18 protein-coding genes are annotated in these 18,523 nt (G+C 69.7%); 9 read left to right on the top strand and 9 right to left on the bottom strand.

Annotated features, from left to right (window positions below):
* Positions 1-11: 11 nt before the first annotated feature.
* Positions 12-1,358 (bottom strand): VCBS repeat-containing protein, encoded by a 1,347-nt coding sequence (locus tag K8V84_RS03870; protein ID WP_304070434.1) that lies wholly within the window; start codon positions 1,356-1,358, stop codon positions 12-14.
* A gap of 202 nt (positions 1,359-1,560) precedes the next feature.
* Positions 1,561-2,922, bottom strand: a complete 1,362-nt coding sequence (locus tag K8V84_RS03865; RefSeq protein ID WP_304070431.1) for an MFS transporter — start codon at positions 2,920-2,922, stop codon at positions 1,561-1,563.
* Between the two features lie 257 nt (positions 2,923-3,179).
* On the opposite strand from K8V84_RS03865, the gene K8V84_RS03860 reads away from it, so the two are divergent.
* Positions 3,180-4,415, top strand: coding sequence for an NAD(P)/FAD-dependent oxidoreductase (locus K8V84_RS03860; RefSeq protein WP_304070429.1), 1,236 nt, complete (start codon positions 3,180-3,182; stop codon positions 4,413-4,415).
* A gap of 12 nt (positions 4,416-4,427) precedes the next feature.
* On the opposite strand, the gene K8V84_RS03855 is transcribed toward K8V84_RS03860, so the two are convergent.
* The 3 genes from K8V84_RS03855 to K8V84_RS03845 form a co-directional block, all read right to left on the bottom strand.
* Positions 4,428-5,117 (bottom strand): nucleoside/nucleotide kinase family protein, encoded by a 690-nt coding sequence (locus K8V84_RS03855; protein ID WP_304070427.1) that lies wholly within the window; start codon positions 5,115-5,117, stop codon positions 4,428-4,430.
* 10 nt (positions 5,118-5,127) lie between these two features.
* Positions 5,128-5,685, bottom strand: a complete 558-nt coding sequence (locus K8V84_RS03850; RefSeq protein ID WP_304070425.1) for a TetR family transcriptional regulator C-terminal domain-containing protein — start codon at positions 5,683-5,685, stop codon at positions 5,128-5,130.
* Between the two features lie 106 nt (positions 5,686-5,791).
* Positions 5,792-6,328, bottom strand: a complete 537-nt coding sequence (locus K8V84_RS03845) for an NUDIX hydrolase family protein (protein WP_304070422.1) — start codon at positions 6,326-6,328, stop codon at positions 5,792-5,794.
* Between the two features lie 460 nt (positions 6,329-6,788).
* Here K8V84_RS03845 and K8V84_RS03840 point away from each other — a divergent pair, with 460 nt between their 5' ends.
* The gene (locus tag K8V84_RS03840; protein ID WP_304070479.1) at positions 6,789-7,142 is read left to right on the top strand and encodes an STAS domain-containing protein; all 354 of its coding nucleotides are present in this window, start codon (positions 6,789-6,791) and stop codon (positions 7,140-7,142) included.
* A 127-nt stretch (positions 7,143-7,269) separates the two neighbouring features.
* Here the strand turns inward: K8V84_RS03840 and K8V84_RS03835 are convergent, their stop codons facing one another.
* Entirely contained in the window at positions 7,270-9,087 is a 1,818-nt protein-coding gene (locus K8V84_RS03835; protein WP_304070419.1) for a PH domain-containing protein, read from the bottom strand.
* Positions 9,084-9,581: a PH domain-containing protein gene (locus K8V84_RS03830; RefSeq protein ID WP_304070417.1), complete on the bottom strand. Its 498-nt coding sequence runs from the start codon at positions 9,579-9,581 to the stop codon at positions 9,084-9,086. The genes K8V84_RS03835 and K8V84_RS03830 overlap by 4 nt, the downstream gene beginning before the upstream one ends.
* A gap of 103 nt (positions 9,582-9,684) precedes the next feature.
* On the opposite strand from K8V84_RS03830, the gene K8V84_RS03825 reads away from it, so the two are divergent.
* The gene (locus K8V84_RS03825; protein WP_304070415.1) at positions 9,685-10,593 is read left to right on the top strand and encodes an SPFH domain-containing protein; all 909 of its coding nucleotides are present in this window, start codon (positions 9,685-9,687) and stop codon (positions 10,591-10,593) included.
* A gap of 16 nt (positions 10,594-10,609) precedes the next feature.
* Complete coding sequence (locus K8V84_RS03820; protein ID WP_304070413.1) at positions 10,610-10,858, top strand: hypothetical protein; 249 nt, start codon at positions 10,610-10,612, stop codon at positions 10,856-10,858.
* A 51-nt stretch (positions 10,859-10,909) separates the two neighbouring features.
* Here K8V84_RS03820 and K8V84_RS03815 read toward each other — a convergent pair whose 3' ends face one another.
* Complete coding sequence (locus K8V84_RS03815; protein ID WP_304070411.1) at positions 10,910-11,569, bottom strand: Uma2 family endonuclease; 660 nt, start codon at positions 11,567-11,569, stop codon at positions 10,910-10,912.
* Between the two features lie 168 nt (positions 11,570-11,737).
* Positions 11,738-13,396 (bottom strand): FAD-binding dehydrogenase, encoded by a 1,659-nt coding sequence (locus K8V84_RS03810; RefSeq protein WP_304070409.1) that lies wholly within the window; start codon positions 13,394-13,396, stop codon positions 11,738-11,740.
* Between the two features lie 451 nt (positions 13,397-13,847).
* On the opposite strand from K8V84_RS03810, the gene K8V84_RS03805 reads away from it, so the two are divergent.
* From K8V84_RS03805 to K8V84_RS03785, 5 genes are all read left to right on the top strand, one after another.
* On the top strand, positions 13,848-14,516 hold the full coding sequence (locus K8V84_RS03805) for a GntR family transcriptional regulator (RefSeq protein ID WP_304070407.1): 669 nt from the start codon (positions 13,848-13,850) through the stop codon (positions 14,514-14,516).
* 87 nt (positions 14,517-14,603) lie between these two features.
* Positions 14,604-15,575: a tripartite tricarboxylate transporter substrate binding protein gene (locus tag K8V84_RS03800; RefSeq protein ID WP_304070405.1), complete on the top strand. Its 972-nt coding sequence runs from the start codon at positions 14,604-14,606 to the stop codon at positions 15,573-15,575.
* Between the two features lie 5 nt (positions 15,576-15,580).
* Positions 15,581-16,084, top strand: coding sequence for a tripartite tricarboxylate transporter TctB family protein (locus tag K8V84_RS03795; protein ID WP_304070403.1), 504 nt, complete (start codon positions 15,581-15,583; stop codon positions 16,082-16,084).
* Complete coding sequence (locus K8V84_RS03790) at positions 16,081-17,592, top strand: tripartite tricarboxylate transporter permease (RefSeq protein ID WP_304070401.1); 1,512 nt, start codon at positions 16,081-16,083, stop codon at positions 17,590-17,592. Before K8V84_RS03795 ends, K8V84_RS03790 begins: the two co-directional genes overlap by 4 nt.
* 50 nt (positions 17,593-17,642) lie before the next feature.
* Positions 17,643-18,512, top strand: a complete 870-nt coding sequence (locus K8V84_RS03785; protein ID WP_304070399.1) for a dihydrodipicolinate synthase family protein — start codon at positions 17,643-17,645, stop codon at positions 18,510-18,512.
* Positions 18,513-18,523 lie beyond the last annotated feature (11 nt).

Here is an 18,523-nt window from a genome sequence, read left to right as displayed (position 1 = left end):
GCCCGCTCGCTTCAAAGCCCCTCGTTGGTGAAGACCGTGTCCGGTTCGGCGGCGAATCCGTCGGGGCCGCCCAGGAACACCGCGTACGCGTCGGCCTCACGATAGATGGACGGCTCGGCGGTGCTCAGTACCAGGTCGGCGTGCCCGTCACCGTCGTAGTCGGCCAAGGTGTGGTGGCGCAGGTTTCCCAGGTCCGAGGAGGGCACCCGTACGGTGAGCGCGCCCTCACCGGTCGGCCCCTCGGCCCCGCCTCGGAGCAGGGTGGCCTCCGAGTGGCCGAAGAACGGTCCGGTCATGGCGACCACGTCGTCGACACCGTCGCCGTCGACGTCGCCCACCAGCAACCCGTTGCCGAACCCGTCGCCGTCCTCGGCCGTGCCGGGCACACCCTCGGTGTCACGGTCGATGCGTACCGGGTCGGCGTCCAGGTATCCCTGGTCACCGAGGTAGGCGTCCACGTACCCGGAGCGCGGTTCGTGGTCGTGGCCGGGCTCGTTGTTGGGGATCCCGCTCACCCCGACGAGCAGGTCGCTCACGCCGTCGCCGTCGACGTCGGCGGGCACGTGTTCATGCCCTGGCGCGGTGTCGCCCACGATCTCCTGTGCGGGGCCGTCCGGGCCCGAACGCAGCACCACGTGTCGTACGGGCGACTCGTCGGAGCCGCGGACCAGCAGCAGGTCCTCGTAGGTGTCGCCGTCGGCGTCGAACGCCCTGATCGTCGCGTCGTGGGCGTCTTCGGGCAGCGGCAGGTCGTCGGTGGCGGCGGGTACGCCCTCACGGTCGAAGGGGCCGAGGTGGAAGGCGCTCTCCCACTCGTACATGGAGGAGCCCATGAGGCCGTCCAGGACCGCGACGTCGGTTTCGCCGTCGCCGTTCATGTCGCCCACGGCCAGGGAGATCGCGCTCATGCCCGAGGGGTGGTCCACCGAGAGCCAGGGCAGGGGGACCGCGGGGCCGACGGGGCCCTCCGGGCCGCCCCAGACGACGTGACCGCCGTCCTGGGCGTCGACGATGAGGTCGGTGTGGCCATCGCCGTCCAGGTCGCCGCTGTCCATGACCAGTAGGTGTTCCTGCTCCTCGGACAGTCCCAGCTCGGAGCGGGTGAGGACCACCGAGCGTTCGGGGTCGAGGCCGCCCTCACCTCCGAGCAGGACCCCGACGTACGGTTCGCCGGCGAAACCACCACCCCGGTATCCGTGGACGGGCAGGACGGGAAGTCCGCCGGTGTCGTCGATGGCGGGTCCGTCCTCGCTCCGGGTGGGGGCGGCCTCGGACAGGTCGGTGATGGTGTTGCCGCAACCGACGACGGCGAGCAGGAGGAAGGTCAGCAGTGGAGGGAGGGGGGTTCGGTACTTCATCGGGCTCTTCCGACGGGGCGGATGGGTCGTGGGTTGGACGCTCGGGAGTCGACCACCGTTGACGGAACGGTACTCGGGGACGCGGGGCCCGCCGAACCGGGTGTTTCAAGGGGCCCGCCCGAACCTGAGCCACGAAGAAGCGGGCCGGGCGGCGACGCCGCCCGGCCCGCTGAGGGGTGGGGGAGTGGGGGTCTTCGAGGGCCTACCGGGTGACCTTCGCGGAGATCTCGTCCAGGTCGGCGTCGCTGGTCTCCTTGCCGACCAGCAGGGCGCCCAGCGTGATGCACCCGACCAGGACCAGGTAACCGCCGACCCACGCCAGACCGAAGGTGCCGGCCAGCCAGGTCGCGATGTAGGGCGCGAAGGAGGCGCCCAGCAGGCTGGCCAGATTGTAGGCGGCCGAGGCGCCGGTGTAGCGCACCTTGGTCGGGAACAGCTCGGGCAGGACCGCGGCCATGGGGCCGAAGGTCAGACCCATCAGGGACAGCCCGATGATCAGGAAGGCCATCACGCCGAAGGTGCCACCACCGCCCAGCAGCGGGCCCATGGCGAAGCCGAACGCGATGATGGCGACGGTGACCGTGACCAGGGTGGGCTTGCGGCCGAAGCGGTCGGCCAGCAGACCCGAGATCGGGGTGAAGATCCCGAAGAACACCACACCGATGAGCAGGAACACCAGGAACTGCGAACGCTCGTATCCCAGGCCGGTGTCCGGGTCGGTGCCGAAGCCCAGCGAGAACACCGTCATCAGGTAGAACAACACGTAGGTGGCCAGCATGATCAGCGTTCCGATGACAACGGCCGGCCAGTTGCTGCGGAACACCTCGACGATGGGGGTCTTGACGCGCTCACCGGAGGCGACGATCTTGGCGAAGGCCGGGGTCTCGTGCAGGGTCAGGCGCACCCACAGGCCGATGACGATCAGCACGGTGGAGATCAGGAAGGGGATCCGCCAGCCGTAGGCCAGGAACGTCTCGTCGCTCATGGTCTGGCTCAGGATGAGGAAGACCCCGTTGGCCAGGAAGAACCCGATCGGCGCGCCCATCTGGGGGAACGTGCCGTAGAAGCCGCGTTTGCCGGCGGGGGCGTTCTCGGTGGCCAACAGCGCCGCACCGCCCCACTCTCCGCCCAGTCCCAGCCCCTGACCGAATCGGCACAGCGCCAGCAGCAGGGGCGCGGCCACACCGATCTGTGCGTAGGTGGGCAGCAGGCCGATCGCCACGGTCGCGATGCCCATGGTCAGCAGGGAGGCCACGAGGGTGGTCTTGCGGCCGATGCGGTCGCCGAAGTGCCCGAAGAGCCAGGAGCCGATGGGGCGGGCCACGAAGGCGATGGCGAAGGTCGCCAGCGACTGCAGGCGGGCCGCCATCATGTCGCCCTCGGGGAAGAACAGGTAGGGAAAGACCAGGACCGCGGCGGTCGCGTAGACGTAGAAGTCGTAGAACTCGATGGACGTGCCCACGAGGCTCGCCGTGAGGACCTTCCGCTTGGGGTTGGTCGGGGGTTGCGCCGACTCGGCCGGTGGCCGTTGCGGCGACGGTTTCCCTGCGGAGACGTCCGTCATGTGACTTCTTTCCAGGTCAGTGCGGGTTGATGGCTGGATATTAGTCCCCGTGGACACTATGTGGAACATTTGTCTCACCATGTGGGCATGTGGGGGCCGGTGTCCATGTCGGGGCGTGTGGTCTGAATGCGACAACCCCTGCCACCTCGGGCTTCTCGCGTCGTTGGTGATCAGGGCCACTCGGCATGATGTCACGCCCGCCGGTGCCCGTCTCGTCATGTGGATGGAAACCAGCTCTCCAAGCCGAGGAGGATCCCATGGCACACGAACTGCTGGTGCTCGGCGCCGGCTACTCCGGACTCGCCGCCGCCGGACGCGCCGCCCACCACGCCCGCGAACGCTCCCTCGACCTGCGCGTCACCCTGGTCAACGCCGTCCCCGACTTCGTCGAACGCGTCCGCCTGCACCAGGTCGCCGCCGGTCGGGAGGTGGGGGTCCACCCCCTCACCGAATCCCTCGACGGCACCGGGATCGACCTGGTCCTGGGCAGGGTCCGGAATCTGGACGCCGACGCTCGAACCGTCGAAGTCCACACCGAAGGGGAACGGCGCGAGCTGCGCTACGACACGCTCGTCTACGCCCTGGGCAGTGACGCCGCGCCCGCGCCCGTACCCGGGGCCGCCGAACACACGTACAACACCGCCTCGCTCACCGCGGCCCGCCGACTGGCCGACCACGTCCGCCGGAACCCACCGCGCACCCTGGCCGTGGTCGGCGGCGGTCTGACAGGTGTGGAAGTGGCCACCGAATTCGCAGAGAACCACCCCGACCTGCGGGTCGAACTCATCACCAGGGGGCGGATCGGCACCGGGGTCGGTGACCGCGGTCGCGCCCACCTGCGCCGGGTCCTGGACCGTCTCGGGGTGACCGTACGAGAACACACCGGGGTGATCGAAGTGGACACCGCCGGGCTCGACCTGGCCGACGGTGGTCGTGTGGACGCCGACGTGGTGGTGTGGAACACCGGTTTCGATGTCTGCGGCCCCCTGACGACGGCCGGGCCGAGCGTCGACGAGGCCGGACGCGCCCTGGTGGACGCGGACCAACGCTCGGTGTCCCACCCGGAGATCCTCGTGGTGGGCGACGCCGCGCACGCCCGGGCGGTGGACGGCCGGGAACTGCGCATGTCCTGCGCGATGGGTCTGCCCATGGGGTGGAGCGCCGCCGACACGATCGCCGACGCCCTCGGTGGGAGCGTCGCCCGCGGTACCGGGCGGACCCACCAAGGGCCGGGCTTCGGCTACCTGTTCCAGTGCGTGAGTCTGGGCCGACGCGACGGACTCGTCCAGTTCGTGCGCGGCGACGACACCCCCACGGGCTTCGTGCTCACCGGCCGCACGGCCGCCCTGTACAAGGAGTTCATCGTGGCCGGCGCCTACGGCGGATTGCGTGGTGGACAGGCCCGGCCCGACCTGTACCTGAGGCTGGTGCGCTGGTCGGGACGTCGTTTCCAACGCCGTCACCGCGCGCGGGCCGCGGCCCTGACCGCTTGATGGGGCGCAGCGTCAACGGCGGCGGGTGGGGGAGTGCTGCCCCGAACGGATCCGCGGCACCCCGCCGACCCGGACCACCCGGGTGCAGTTGTCCCGGAAACGCTTCACCAGCTCGCCGTTGGGCCGGTCGCTGCGCTCCACCCACTCCCGGGCGGCGCTCGCGCCGGCGCCGCCGGCCCTTTGTCGTCGGTGCAGTCGGCGCTCGCGCACCAGGTCGGTGGCCTCCACGTACCAGAGTTCGGCCAACAGCCCCCGTACCTGGTCCCAGGGGGCATGGTCGGAGGCCAGGTAGTTGCCCTCGGTCACCACCAGGCGGGTGTGCGGTTCGATCACGTGGCGTGCGGCGACCGGCTCGTGCAGCCGACGGTCGTAGTCGGGCACGTAGACCGGGCGGTCGGTCTCCACCGGCAACCGGCGCAGCATCGCCAGGTAGCCGTGGACGTCGAAGGTGTCGGGGGCGCCCTTGCGGTCGCTCCTGCCCAGCCGTTCGAGCTGTGCGTTGGACAAGTGGTAGCCGTCCATGGGCAGGTAGCCGGCGGTACCCGCACCCAGGGTCTCGTTCACCACGTGCACCAGGTAACGGGCCAGGGTGGACTTGCCCGCGGCCGGGGCACCGGCCAACCCGAGCACGATACGGCGGGCGTTCTCCCCGTCGGTCGGGGGAACCATGGCGAGGACGTCGGCCACGAGGGAGTCGAGCATGGACTCCAGCTTATGCCGAACCGGGGCCCCGCGCCCGATCGTCGCGCAGATCGGACAGGCACGCCCCGATGATCGGGGTGGAGAGTTCCGTCAAGGGCACCGACGGATCGATGAGCCACTGCACCAGGCAACCCTCGATGGCGCCGATGAGCACGGCCGCCTCGGCCGGGCCCGCGCCGGGGCGCAGGTCGCCCTCCCGAACGCCTTCGCGCAGCAGTTCGATGACCACGGCCCGGTGGGTGCGGTATACGGCGGTCATGTCCGGGGTACCGGCCGGGGCCGGGGTGCGTTCGGCCGCCCACAGGTCGGTCAGGACCCGGGCGAGGTCGGGCTGTTCGGCCCACAGCTCCACGGTCGATCGCAGCAGTCCGGTCAGCCGCTCCACCGCGGGGCGGTGCGGTTGGAGTGCACTTTGCGACAGGCGATCGGTGCGTTCGGCCATGAGTGCGACCTCGGCGGCCCTGTCCTCGCCCTTGGTGACGGCGAAGCCCTCACGGGACAGCACCCGGATCGCCGAGGAGCGGATCTCCTCGCGCCGTGCCGCCTGGTCGACCCGTTCGGGAACCATCCGCGCCGTCCTCCTCCTGGTGTGCCGGGTGCGTCTTCGGAAGCATAGGGCCCGGTGGAGGCCGGGAAGGGGCGGGGCCGCCGGTCTTCGGCGGCCCCGCGAAGCGTCAGGGGGCGTGCCCGACGAAGGCCAGGGCCTGGCGGACCAGGACACCCTGGCCACCCTGCATCTCCTCGCGCACCTGAGGGCCGGTGGCCTCGTCCGGGGTGAACCACACCAGGTCCAGAGCGTCCTGGCGGGGCTGGCAGTCACCGCTCACCGGAACGACGTAGGCCATGGCCACCGCGTGCTGGCGGGGGTCGTGGAACGGGGTGATCCCGGGGGTGGGGAAGTACTCGGCGACCGTGAACGGCTGTGGGGAGCTGGGGATGCGGGGCAGGGCCACCGGACCCAGGTCCTTCTCCAGGTGGCGCAGGAGCGCGTCGCGCACCCGTTCGTGGTACAGCACCCGGCCCGAGACCACCGAGCGGTTGAAGCTTCCGTCCGAGCCGGCCCGCATGAGCAGGCCCACGTGTGTCACCTCGCCGCTCTCGTCGACTCGGACGGGTACCGCCTGGACGTAGAGCACGGGCATACGGCCACGGACATTCTCCAACTCCTCGGAGGAGAACCAGCCGGGCTGGGTGTCGGCGGTTTCGGTCATGGGGTGCGCGGCCGTCGTCCGCTCGGGACGGTCGATGGGCCGCTCCCTCCCTTCGCTCTGGTCGTGTCCCTCGATGCGGTCATCCTCCCGCGCCCCGAGGGGTTCGGGAGCACCGGCCTCACGCGGGCGTCCAAGTACCGCTTTTACCGCACGGGAGGCGGGAAAGCACGGTGCGGGTCCGTCTTCGGGAGTGTCCGAGAGAGATCTGTGGGGGCTCTGTGGAGCGTGGCCCGGGGCGGAAGGGTCAGGCGAACACGCGGTGAGGTGAGACCGAACTGCCCGCGGAGCCACATCGGCGAGATTTCGGGGGGTTTTCTCATCAAAAGCCTCCCGCAACCTCTCTGGAGAGGTTACGATCTCGTACGCGGTTGCGTAGTGGAAAGGTTACGTCCGGTGAGAGGTGGCCCGAGTGGCGAAGGATGTACCGTTCTCGGCCCGGGAACGTATCTCCTGTACGGGGGTGACGGTGGTGCGCGTCCACGGAGAAGTGGACCTGGCCACCGCCGATCGGCTGCGTGAACGTCTTCTCGACGCGGTCGAGACCTCCCGTTGCAACTGCCTGGTCGTGGACATGTCCGGGCTCGGATTCTTCGACGCCAGTGGCGTGCGCGCCCTGGTCGCCGTCCATCGGGCCCTCAAGGCGCGGGGCGCGCACATGGTCTTGGCCGAGCCGTCCTCCATCGCCGAACGGGTCCTGGAAGCCCTGGGCATGCGGCGCCTGTTCGACATCTATCCGATCGTGGAGATGGCGCTGACCCACACCAGCGGGTTGTGCGCCGACGGTCCTCCCTTCAGGGACAACCCCGTCTCCTGACCTTCGCGACCCGGTGGACGAAGAGGCCCCGTGCCGGGCGCCCGCGGGGAAGCCGGGCGCCCGGCACGGGGCCTCATTCACTTCGTTCGCACACTCGGACCCGGCCTTCAACGCCGCTGTCGCCCGCTCAGGGAAGCAGCGTGGGGCGTGAACCCTCGGTCTCCCCGTTGGCCTCGGGGCGTTCCAGGAAGGGCGCGAGCAGTTCCGGAACCGCCTCGTCCGCCCAGGCCAGCCCCTGCCCCATCCCCACGTCCAGGGCGGAGTACATTCCGGCGCCCGCGGCCGTGGTCGCCGACACGTCGGCCAGCCCCAACCTGCGCTGGAAGGGCGAGCGGGTGATCCGCCAGCCGATCACCGCCGACCGCTCCAGGGTGACCGTGTCCCGCACACCCATGCCCTTGCGCAGCACCAGGTACTCGGGGTGCAGACCGTGCCCCAGGCCTCGGTAGGAACCCACCGCGTACCAGAACGCGAGCACGCCCAGCACGATCGCGAGCGAGAACCAGCCCCACCCGGGGGTGGCCTCCACGCTCTCGACCACCAGCGGGATCGGGATGACGTGCTCCTCGATCGTGCGCGCCAGTTCCCACCAACTCTCGGTGGCGACCATGTGCAGCCACGCCAGTCCACCGGCCAGCGCCACCCCCGCCAGGGTCACGAAGGTCGCCCGGGTGAACCGGCGGCGCAGCGCGGCCCTGGGATGCGTGGCCAACGGAACGTCCAACGGGGACCGCTCCTGGCGCATCAGCGCCGCGCCCAGGGCACGGGCCCGAGAGCGGGGCATGGCCGGGGACAACCGGCTCTTGGCACTGGTCTTCTTGTCGTCGCCGCCCTCCAGCCCGGTCGCGACCGCCTGGATGCTCGCCCCGCGCACCGAGCGCAGCACGAAGGGCTCGTGCAGGACCACACCGTTCAGGCGGCGGCCCTCCACCGACAGGGAGACACTGGTCAGCAGGCCCCGGCGCAACCGCACCGTGCCGTCGGACTCCCGGGTCAGGCGATAGTTCCACCAGGTCTCCACCGCGGCCAACAACAGGATGACCACACCGGACAGCAGAAGACCCACCAAGAACAGGGGAACCACGAGCAACAGACGGGACATCACGAAGTCGGCCATCTGCTGCGAACCGGGCAACCCCGCCTGTTCGGAGATCCACGCCCACCCGTGCCCGCCCGACTGGGCGTTGGCGCCGAGGAGGGCGGCGATGACACCGAGACCGATACCGAAGGTGGCGGTGGTGGCGGGCGCGTAGGCGAACCAGCGCGGATCCAGCCGGGCCAGCTCGGTGCCGTCCTCGTCGACCGGCTCGTCCTCCCCCTCCTCAGGGGCTCGGGAGGTACCGGCGCTCCCGGCCCGCCGTAGCAGCTCGCGGCGCAACCGTTCGCCCTGCTCGGCGGTGACGAACTCCAACTTCAGCTGGTCGGCGCCGGATCCGACCTTCTCACCGGTGCCCACGGTCACCGTGCACAGGCCGAAGACCCGCACGTAGATCGGGGCGGCCACGTCCACACTGCGCACACGTTCACGCGGGATGGAGCGGTAGGCCTTGGCGATGATGCCCGAACGCATCTCCATGCGGTCGGCGGTGACCCGATAGCGCACCGCGCGCAGCCGCAGCATGTCCAGGAAGGTCATCAGGGCGATGAACGCGCCGGTGGCCGGCAGTGGCAGCAACGCCCACAGCGGCTGGTCGGCCACGACCAGGACGACGGTGGCGACGATGGCGGTGGGGACCATGAACAGCGCCACGATCGCCGTGTCGGCCCACACCGAAAGGGGGCTCAGCCCCGGCCAGTCCCCGGTCGGTTCGCCGGTCTCGGCGGGGGCGTCCTGCCCTGGTGGGCTCGGGTCCGGCGCGTGCTGGTCCGCCGTGGTCGGGTCGGCTTCGGGGCGCGCGACGTTCGGGACGGGCTCTTCTGGACGGTGGTCGTCGTGGGAGGTCATGTCGCGTCCCCCGGAACCGCTTCGGTGCTGTCGGTGAGTTGGTCGGCCACTTCGGTGGCGAGGGTGTGGTCGAGCCCGCTGATCTCGATGGGCCCGGCGGCGGAGGCCGTCGTCACGGTCACGCTGGACAGCCCGAAGGCCCTCTGCAGCGGTCCGCGCGCGGTGTCCACGGTCTGGATGCGAGACATCGGCGCGACCCGCCATTCCTGCCACAGCCAACCGCTGGAGGTGTACACGGCGGTGTCGGTGATCTCCCAACGGTGGACGCGGTAGCGCCACTGCGGCATCACCAGGGTGATCAGCAATCCGATCCCGCCCACGACCCCGGCCGCGACGAGGAACCAGAACCGCACGGGCTCCCAGATCAGCGCGGGCACGACGGGGATGGCGGTGAGGACGACCGTCACGGACAGGGCCTGGGTCGTCCACCACCCCACGGCTCGACGGTCCACTCGGTGGTTGGGCGGTCGCAGGCGCAGAGCGTCGTTGCTCATGGCGTGGACGTCTCCTCTCGGTCGGGGGCCGCCGGGGCGGACTTGCCATTAAAAGTGATATCACAATGCTATACTCCAGTCATCACCCAAGGAAGGAACCGAGATGAGCGAGACCCCCGGCGTCACCAGACCCACACCCCAGTACCGCGAACGCGCCGCCTTCGGGTACGGCGGGATCCCCATGTTCGTGGTCGCGATGGTCCTCCTCCTGAGCGGCGTCGGTATCGCCCTGCTGCCGCTGCTCGAGCTGCCCATGTTCCTCATCGCGATCGGCGTGGCCTTGGCGCTGATCGGCGCCGTCCTGTCCTTCGGGCTGACCATGGTCGCCCCCAACGAGGCCCAGGTCGTGCAGTTCTTCGGCCGCTACGTCGGTACCATCCGCACCGACGGCCTGCGCTGGGTCAACCCGCTCACCGTGCGCAACGCGATCTCCACCCGGATCCGTAACCACGAGACCTCCGTCATGAAGGTCAACGACGCCTCCGGCAGTCCCATCGAGATCGCCGCCGTCGTGGTCTGGCAGGTCGAGGACACCGCCCGCGCCTCCTTCGAGGTCGACGACTTCATCCAATTCGTCTCCACCCAGACCGAGGCGGCCGTGCGCCACATCGCCGGCAAGTACCCCTACGACTCCTACGGAGACGGCGACGGCACCTCCCTGCGCGACAGTGCCGACGCCATCACCGAGCAGCTGTCCAAGGAGGTCGCAGAACGCGTGGACGCCGCGGGTGTGAAGATCGTGGAGTCCCGGTTCACCCACCTGGCCTACGCGCCGGAGATCGCTCAGGCCATGCTCCAGCGTCAGCAGGCCAGTGCGATGATCGCCGCCCGCGCCGAGATCGTCGAGGGCGCGGTCAGCCTCGTGGACCGCGCCCTGGAACGCCTGGCCGACGAGGACGTGGTGGACCTGGACGAGGAGCGCAAGGCCGCCATGGTCAGCAACCTGCTCGTGGTGCTGTGCTCCGACCGCCCCGCCAGCCCCGTCGTCAACACCGGGACCCTGTACCAGTAAATCCGGGTGAGGTGCCTTGTCCGAGCGCAAGAAGGTGCTGCTGCGGCTCGATCCCGCCGTCCACGACGCGCTCGCGCGTTGGGCCGGGCAGGAGCTGCGCAGCACCAACGCCCAGATCGAGTTCCTGCTCCGTCGTGCGTTGGACGACGCGGGTCGCATGCCCAAGGAGGCGAGGGACATCCCGCGTCGCGGCAGACCGCGAAAGTCCAAGGCCGCCTCCGAGGAACCCGAAGCGAGGCCCGAGGAGGGGCCGGAGCGGGCATGACGAAGCCGGGTGCCCGAGGGGACACCCGGCTTCGCGTCGACGTGGCGGGGGCTACAAGCCGCTCTCCGGCTTCTCCGTTTCCTGCGCCGTCTTCGCATCCTCCGCCTCCTTCGGTCCACCAACGTGTTGACGCCAGTCACCGTCCAAGCGCAGGAGCCACTGCGGTACGACCCGTACCGGGAAGGGCTGTTCGGTGTCCAGGACGTCCTCACCGAACACCGGGGCCACCTCCGTGTACTCACCGTCCTTCAACCGCAGTTCGATGATGCTCGGCTTGTCGGGATCGGGAGTGAGGACCCAGTACGAAGGAATGCCGAAGGCGGCGTACTCCTGCCGTTTCGTGTAGTGATCACGGAACACGCTCTCGGGTGAGACCACCTCCACCGCCAGCAGCGGAGGTGTGGTCGTGTAGGGCATCTGGAAATCCTCGCTACGAATCACGGCCAAGTCCGGGACTCGGTAACGCGTACGTTCCGCATTGAGAATGACCCCTGGACCGTCCATGATCAGAAGTCCAGACGGGGCGCAGTTGCTGAGGTGGGCGGTAAGACGTGCGGTGGCCAGTGTGTGGAAGCTGACGGGGGCGGGGGACGCGTCAAGCCTCCCGTCGACCAGCTCGTAGCGCCGCCCGTCGTCCGGAATCCTTCGCAGATCCTCCACGGTGAGCGGTGCCGGTTCCGGGTCCGTCTTGCCGATAGTCATGACACTCATAATGCCTCCTTGATCGCATGGAGACCAACGTTGCGGAGTTCTGGGGAGCGTGAGGTGGAAATGGCGAAATTCGCGAATAAGAACCCACATCATTCGGCTCTTGATATCGACCAAAAAAGAAGGGGGTGGGACCGGCCGGTGCCGGTCCCACCCCCTTCCGCGTCGTGCCTAGCCCAGCGCCGCCGCGGCGGCCCTTCCGGCCGTGCGGCCGGAGAAGATGCAGCCGCCCAGGAAGGTGCCCTCCAGGGACCGGTAGCCGTGCACGCCACCGCCGCCGAACCCGGCGACCTCGCCGGCCGCGTACACCCCCGGAAGCGGGGTGCCGTCGGCGCGCAGCACGCGGGCGTCCAGGTCGGTGTGCAGGCCGCCCAGGGTCTTGCGGGTGAGGATGTGCAGTCGCACGGCGATCAGCGGGCCCGCCTTCGGGTCCAGGATCTGGTGCGGGGTCGCCACCCGTGCGAGCTTGTCACCTCGGTAGTTGCGAGCGCTGTGGATCGCCATGACCTGTAGGTCCTTGGTGAAGGTGTTGACCATCTCGCGGTCGCGGGCCACCACCTCGCGGGTCACCGTGCCGGCGTCGAGCACGTCGTCGCCGGCGACCTCCTTCATCTTGCGGATCAGCTCGGGAAGCTTGTCGGCGACCACGAAGTCGGCACCGTTCTGCTTGAACGCCTCCACCGGGCCAGGGGCGCCCGGCAGGACCCGTTGCAGCACCAGCTTGAGGTCCTTGCCGGTCAGGTCGGGGTTCTGCTCCGACCCCGACAGACCGAACTCCTTCTCGATGATCTTCTGGGAGAGCACGAACCACGTGTACTCGTGGCCGCTCCTCATGATGTGGTCCAAGGTCCCCAGGGTGTCGAACCCGGGTAGGTAGGGCGCGGGCAGCCGCTTGCCGGTCGCGTCCAGCCACAGCGAGGAGGGGCCGGGCAGGATGCGGATGCCGTGCTTGTCCCAGATCGGGTCCCAGTTCTTGATTCCCTCGGTGTAGTGCCACATCCGGTCGCGGTTGATGATCTCACCGCCGGCCTTCTCGGTGATGCCGAGCATTCTCCCGTCCACGTGGGCGGGCACCCCCGACAGCATGTGCTCGGGGGCCTTGCCCAGGCGCTCGGGCCAGTTCTGTCGGACCAGGTCGTGGTCGGCGCCGATCCCGCCGGCGGTGACGACGATCGCCTGGGCGCCCACCTCGAACTCGCCCACGGCGTCCCGGTTGCTGGGGCGTCCGCGTTCGACGTCGCTGGGCGCCAGCACCGTGCCACGCACCCCGGTGACCGTCCCGTTGGTCACGACCAGTTCGTCCACCCGGTGGCGGAATCGCAGCTCCACCAGGCCCTTCTCGGCGGCGGCGCGCACCCGGCGCTCGAAGGGGGCGACCACGCCGGGGCCGGTGCCCCACGTGATGTGGAACCGGGGTACCGAGTTGCCGTGCCCGTTGGCCAGGTACCCGCCGCGTTCGGCCCAGCCCACGACGGGGAAGATCTTCAGACCCTGTCGACGCAGCCACGAGTACTTCTCCCCGGCGGCGAAGTCGACGTAGGCCTCGGCCCACCTGCGCGGCCAGGCGTCCTCGGGCCGGTCGAAGTCGGCGGTGCCCATCCAGTCCTGGAGCGCGAGCTCCTTGGAGTCCTTCACGCCCATGCGGCGCTGTTCGGGGGAGTCCACGAAGAACAACCCGCCGAAGGACCAGAACGCCTGGCCGCCCAGGGACTGTTCGGGTTCCTGGTCCAGCAGGATCACCCGCTTGCCCGCGTCGGCCAGCTCGGCGGCCGCGGCCAGTCCGGCCAGCCCTGCCCCGACGACGATCGCGTCGGTCTGGTCGGTGCTCATGGGTGACTCCTCGCCGGTCCTGGTACGTGGTGATGAAGACTGTGCACCGGCCCGGGTCCAACGGCAAGGGGCGTGTGCGCCGGGCACCACATCCTTTGTCAGGTGGTGACAAACCGGCCGTCACCGGGCGTGAGCGCACGGCGTGAATCCGCGAGAAGGGTGAACACCCGAGAGCGCACCCGGCGGTGAGGGCACCCGGTGGGCTCCCTGCGTTCATCCCGCGGACACCTGTTCGTGGCTCTGGGTGTTGGAATGGTCGCCCTCCGGGATTATCCGGGGTCAGGTGCTCCATCTGTTTTTTCGGTCCGCGAGGAGTCCGGAGGTCCGGTGGCGCAAGGGTTTCCGTGGAATCGGGCATCGGGCGCATGGAACACGTTATGGGTCGACAGTTGACACACGTCACACCGTGATCCAATCTGGTTAACCGTTAACAGTTAACCGAAAGGACGACATGTCGGAGATCCTGCCCATCAAGCAACGGGCACTCGGCGAGAAGGTCGCCGGAGAACTCCGGCGCCTGATCATCACCGGGCGCTACGCTCCCGGTGCGTCACTGGTCGAGGGCCACCTGGCCGAGCAGTTCGACCTGAGTCGCGGACCCATCCGCGACGCCCTCAAGATCCTCGCCTCCGAGGGGCTCATCGACACCAACCGCCGCAGCGCCACCGTCGTGGGCCTGGGCGGGGACGACATCGACGAACTCTTCTCGCTGCGCGGATCCCTCGAACGGCTCGCCTTGGAGATCGGGCTGAACAAGGACCGGGACAGGCTCACCGACGGCCTGCGCGCTCCCCTGGAGCGGATGCGCAAGGCCCGAGAGGACCGGGATCCCGACGCCTTCACCGCCGCCGACGTGCACTTCCACTCGGTCTTCTACGACGTCGCCGGACACCGGCGCCTCGCCGACGTGTGGGCGCAGTACCGGCCCACCATCGAGGTGCTCCTGCTGGCCTCCAACGAGCGCTACGAGGACCTGGGCCCCTCCGTCCGCGCGCACGAGATCCTCGCCGACCTGATCGAGTCCGGTGAGCCCGACGCCGTCTTCGACGAGCTCCGCGGCCACCTGGACAACGCCAGGCTCCGGCTCAGGGCCCCTTACACACAGCCCACGTCCAACTGATCCCACGGGACGGCCCGTCCCGAAGACCCTCGGCCCATGTTCCGCGACCCTTCCAGGGAGCCGGTTCCACCGAAATCGGAGAACACCATGCGTTCCACCACCTTCCGCTTGTCCGCGGCCGCACTGGCGATCACCGCTCTCACCGCCGGCTGCGCCGACCGGGGCGGCGTCAACGAGGACGCCTCGGACTACCCCAGCCAGGAACTCACCCTCGTCGTGCCCTACGAGGCCGGAGGCGCCTCCGACCTCGCGGCCCGCACCCTGGCCTCCGAAATGGAGAACACCCTGGGGCAGAGCATCGTCGTGGAGAACCGCAGCGGCGGCGCCGGGTCCGTAGGCCTGGAGAACCTCGCCGGAAAGTCGGCCGACGGTTACACCATCGGCTACCTGCCGGTCGAGAGCGTCATGCTCGGTTACCAGGGCTACGAGGTCGACCCGGCCGACTACGACCTCATCGGCCAGATGGTGTCGGTCCCCGCCACCATCGCCGTCCCCGAGGACAGCCCCTACCAGACCCTGGAGGACCTGGTCGAGGCCGCTCGCTCCGAGCCCGGCTCCATCGCGGTGTCCAACTCGGGCGCGGGTTCCATCTGGGAGGCCGCCACCACCGAGCTGGGCCGGGTCACCGACACCGAGTTCCAGCCGGTGCCCTTCGACGGCGGCGCCCCCGCCGTCACGGCCGCCGTCGGCGGTCAGGTCGACGCCGTGGTCGCGGGCATCTCCGAGACCGCTCCGGCGCACGCCGACGACCAACTCCGTGTCCTGGCCGTCTTCGACGCCGAGCCCTCCGAGTCGCTGCCCGACGTGCAGACCGCCACCGAACAGGGCGTGGACATCGTGATCGGTGGCTGGGGCGGCATCGGCGCGCCGACCGGCCTGCCCGACGGGGTCCGTTCCACGCTGGAGGAGGCGTTCGCCGAGGGGGCCTCCTCCGAGGAGTTCCAGACGATCATCACCGACTCGGGCAACATCCCCGTCAACGTGCCCTCGGACGAGTTCGCCGAGTTCGTCGACGAGGAGTACGCCCGCTTCGGCGAGCTGCTCGAAGGCCAGGACTGAGCCCCGTGAGTGACACGACCACGAACCCGGACGCGCCCGCCACGAGCACGGCGCGTCCGGGACGCAGACTGCGGGACCTGCTTCCCGCCCTGGCCGCCGCGGCCTTCGCCGTGGTCGCCTTCGTCCTCGCCTCGCAGATCCCGGAGGGGGCCCGCCTCACCCAGTTCAGCCCGCGATGGTGGCCGGAGCTGTTGGCCGTATTCATCCTGCTGCTGAGCGTGTGCCTGGCCGCGGGGGTGCTGTTCCGCCCGACCGTCACGGTGGAGGAGGACGTGCCCGAAGAGGCCACCCGCCAGGGTGCGTGGCGACTCACCGCGATGCTCGCCTCGATCGTGGGCTACGGCGTCCTTTGGTACTTCATCGACTTCCGGGTCTCCACGTTGGCGCTGTTCATCGCCCTGACCTGGTTGGGCGGCGGCCGCGGGTGGAAGGCGTTGATCCTCTTCCCGGTCGCCGTGACCGCGATTCTCTACCTTCTGTTCGGCGTCCTCCTGAGAGTGCCACTATGAGTCCGATCGTCGAGGGCTTCAGCGCCCTCCTGGACCCCTTGGTCCTGCTGTGCATCGCCGCGGGCGCCCTGCTGGGCATGCTCGTCGGCGCCTTCCCCGGTGTGACCGCCACCATGGCCGTCGCCCTGGCCAGTGGTTTCACGCTCTCGCTGGATCCGCTTCCGGGCCTGGCGGTCCTGCTGACGATCTACGTGTCGGCGAACTTCGGCGACCGGGTGCCGGCGATCCTCATCAACACCCCTGGCACCCCGGCGTCCATCGCCACCACCTTCGACGGCTACGCCATGGCCCGCAAGGGCCAGGCGGGACTGGCGCTGACCTCGTCCGCCTTCGCCTCGGCGTGGGGAACGCTCGTGGGCATCGTCCTGCTCATGGTCGCCGCGATCCCGCTGTCCAGGCTGGCCCTGAACTTCGGCCCCGCCGAGATGTTCGCGCTGGTCGTGTTCGGTCTGACGATGATGATCGGTGTGTCCGGCGGGCGGATCGTCAAGGGCCTCATCGCGGGCGGATTCGGTCTGCTCCTGGCCACCGTGGGCCGCGACCCCATCACCGGTACGCCTCGGTTCACCTTCGGTGCGTCCGAACTCTCCGACGGCATTCCCTTCATCGCAGCGATCATCGGACTCTTCGGCATCGCCGAGGTGATGAACCAGATCCTCGTGCACCGCAAGGGCCGCGGGGTGGAACCGATCAAGGACTTCGGTCGCTGGTTCCCCACCCGTCGGGACTGGCGCACCATGCTCAAGCCGTTGGCCATCGGCAGCGGCGTGGGCGGCGTGGTCGGCATCGTGCCCGCCACCGGCGGCGACATCGCCGGCATCCTCGGCTGGGATCAGGCACGCCGGCTCTCCAAGCGACCCGAGGAGTTCGGTAAGGGCTCGCTGGAGGGCATCACCGCCGCGGACACCTCGTCCAACTCCACCCTGGGCGGTTCGGTCACCACGACCCTGGCCCTGGGCCTGCCCGGCGACTCCGTGATGGCCGTGATGATCGGCTCCATGGTGGTCTGGGGCATCCAACCGGGCCCGTCCCTGTTCTCCAACCAGCCCGACCTCGTCTACAGCATCGCCGGGATCATGGTCATCGCGACCATCGTCGCGCTCGTGATCAGCGTCCTGCGCATGCGGGGAGTGGCCAAGCTCCTGGAACTGCCGCAGCATTTCCTGTGGGCCGTCATCCTCGTGTTCTGCATGGTCGGCACCTACGCCGTGAACAACAGTGTCTTCGACGTGGCCGTGATGCTCGTCTTCGGTGTCATCGGTCTGTTCCTGAAGCGCTTCGGCATCCCTCCCGGCCCGGTCGTCCTGGGCCTGATCCTCGGTGGTCTGGCCGAGGGCAACCTTCGCCGAGCCCTGGAGATCGGCGGGCCGGCGAACATCCTGACCAGCCCCATCGCCCTCGGTCTGCTGGCCGTGAGCGCGCTCGCCCTCATCGTGCCGCCGATCCGCAACGCCTGGCGCGCACGCCGTGCCCGCTCCGCCGAGAGCGCCACCACTCCAACGTCCTGACCCGGCGGCGGCCACCCTTCCCGCCCCTTCCCACCCGAGGAGAAACACCCATGTCCGTCCACGCGAAGGTGATCACCGCCCTTCCCACCCCGTTCGCCCGTGACGAGGCCCTCGACCCGGGCAGCGCGACGGCGCTGTTCACCGCGGTCCGCGACCGCGGTGTCGACGGTGTGTTCGTCGCCGGCACCACCGGCGAGTTCACCGCCCTCGACGACACCGAGCGCATCGAGGTCATCCGCCTGGCCCTGGACGTCTTCGGACCCGAGGGGGTCTACGCCCACGTCGGCGCGGCGGCGCCTCGTCAGGCCGAGTCCCTGGTCCGCGCCTCCGTGGCCGCCGGGGCGACCCGGCTCGCCGCCATCACCCCCTACTTCCTGCCCTCTCCCGAGGATGCGATGGTGCGCTACTACGAGCGTCTGGTGGCGGCGGCCGGCGACGCCGAGGTGCACGCCTACCTGTTCCGGGCACGTTCCACCACCCCGGCCGAGCCCTCGGTGCTGCGGCGTCTGCGCGACGTCGGCGTTCGCGGCGTGAAGATCAGCGGTGAGAGCGACGAGTCGGTGGCCGCCTACCTCGCGCAGGCCCCCGAAGGGTTCGACGTCCTGTCCGGCAACGACATCGCCTTCGAGGAGTTCGTGCGCGCGGGCGGTCTGGGTGTGGTCTCGGGCGTCTCCTCCGTCTTCCCCCAGCCGTTCGTGGCGCTTCGCGACGCCCTCAACAGCGGTGACACCGAGGGCGTGCGCGCCGCGCAGCCCCTGGTGGAGCGTGCTGTGGCGGCGGTCAAGAGCGGCAGCATCCCGCACCTGAAGGCGGGCCTGGAGGTGCAGGGGATCTCCGCCGGACCCGCCCGCGTGTGCGGTGACGCCGTCTCCGAGGCCGACCTGGAGGTCCTGAAGGAGACCGCGCGGTCCCTGGCCTGAACCCGACGGTG

The organism is Nocardiopsis listeri, from assembly GCF_020741345.1.
Classification (GTDB): Bacteria; Actinomycetota; Actinomycetes; order Streptosporangiales; family Streptosporangiaceae; genus Nocardiopsis; species Nocardiopsis listeri_A.
Note: the sequence above shows the minus strand (reverse complement) of the source record. Positions and strands in the feature narration are given on the sequence as shown.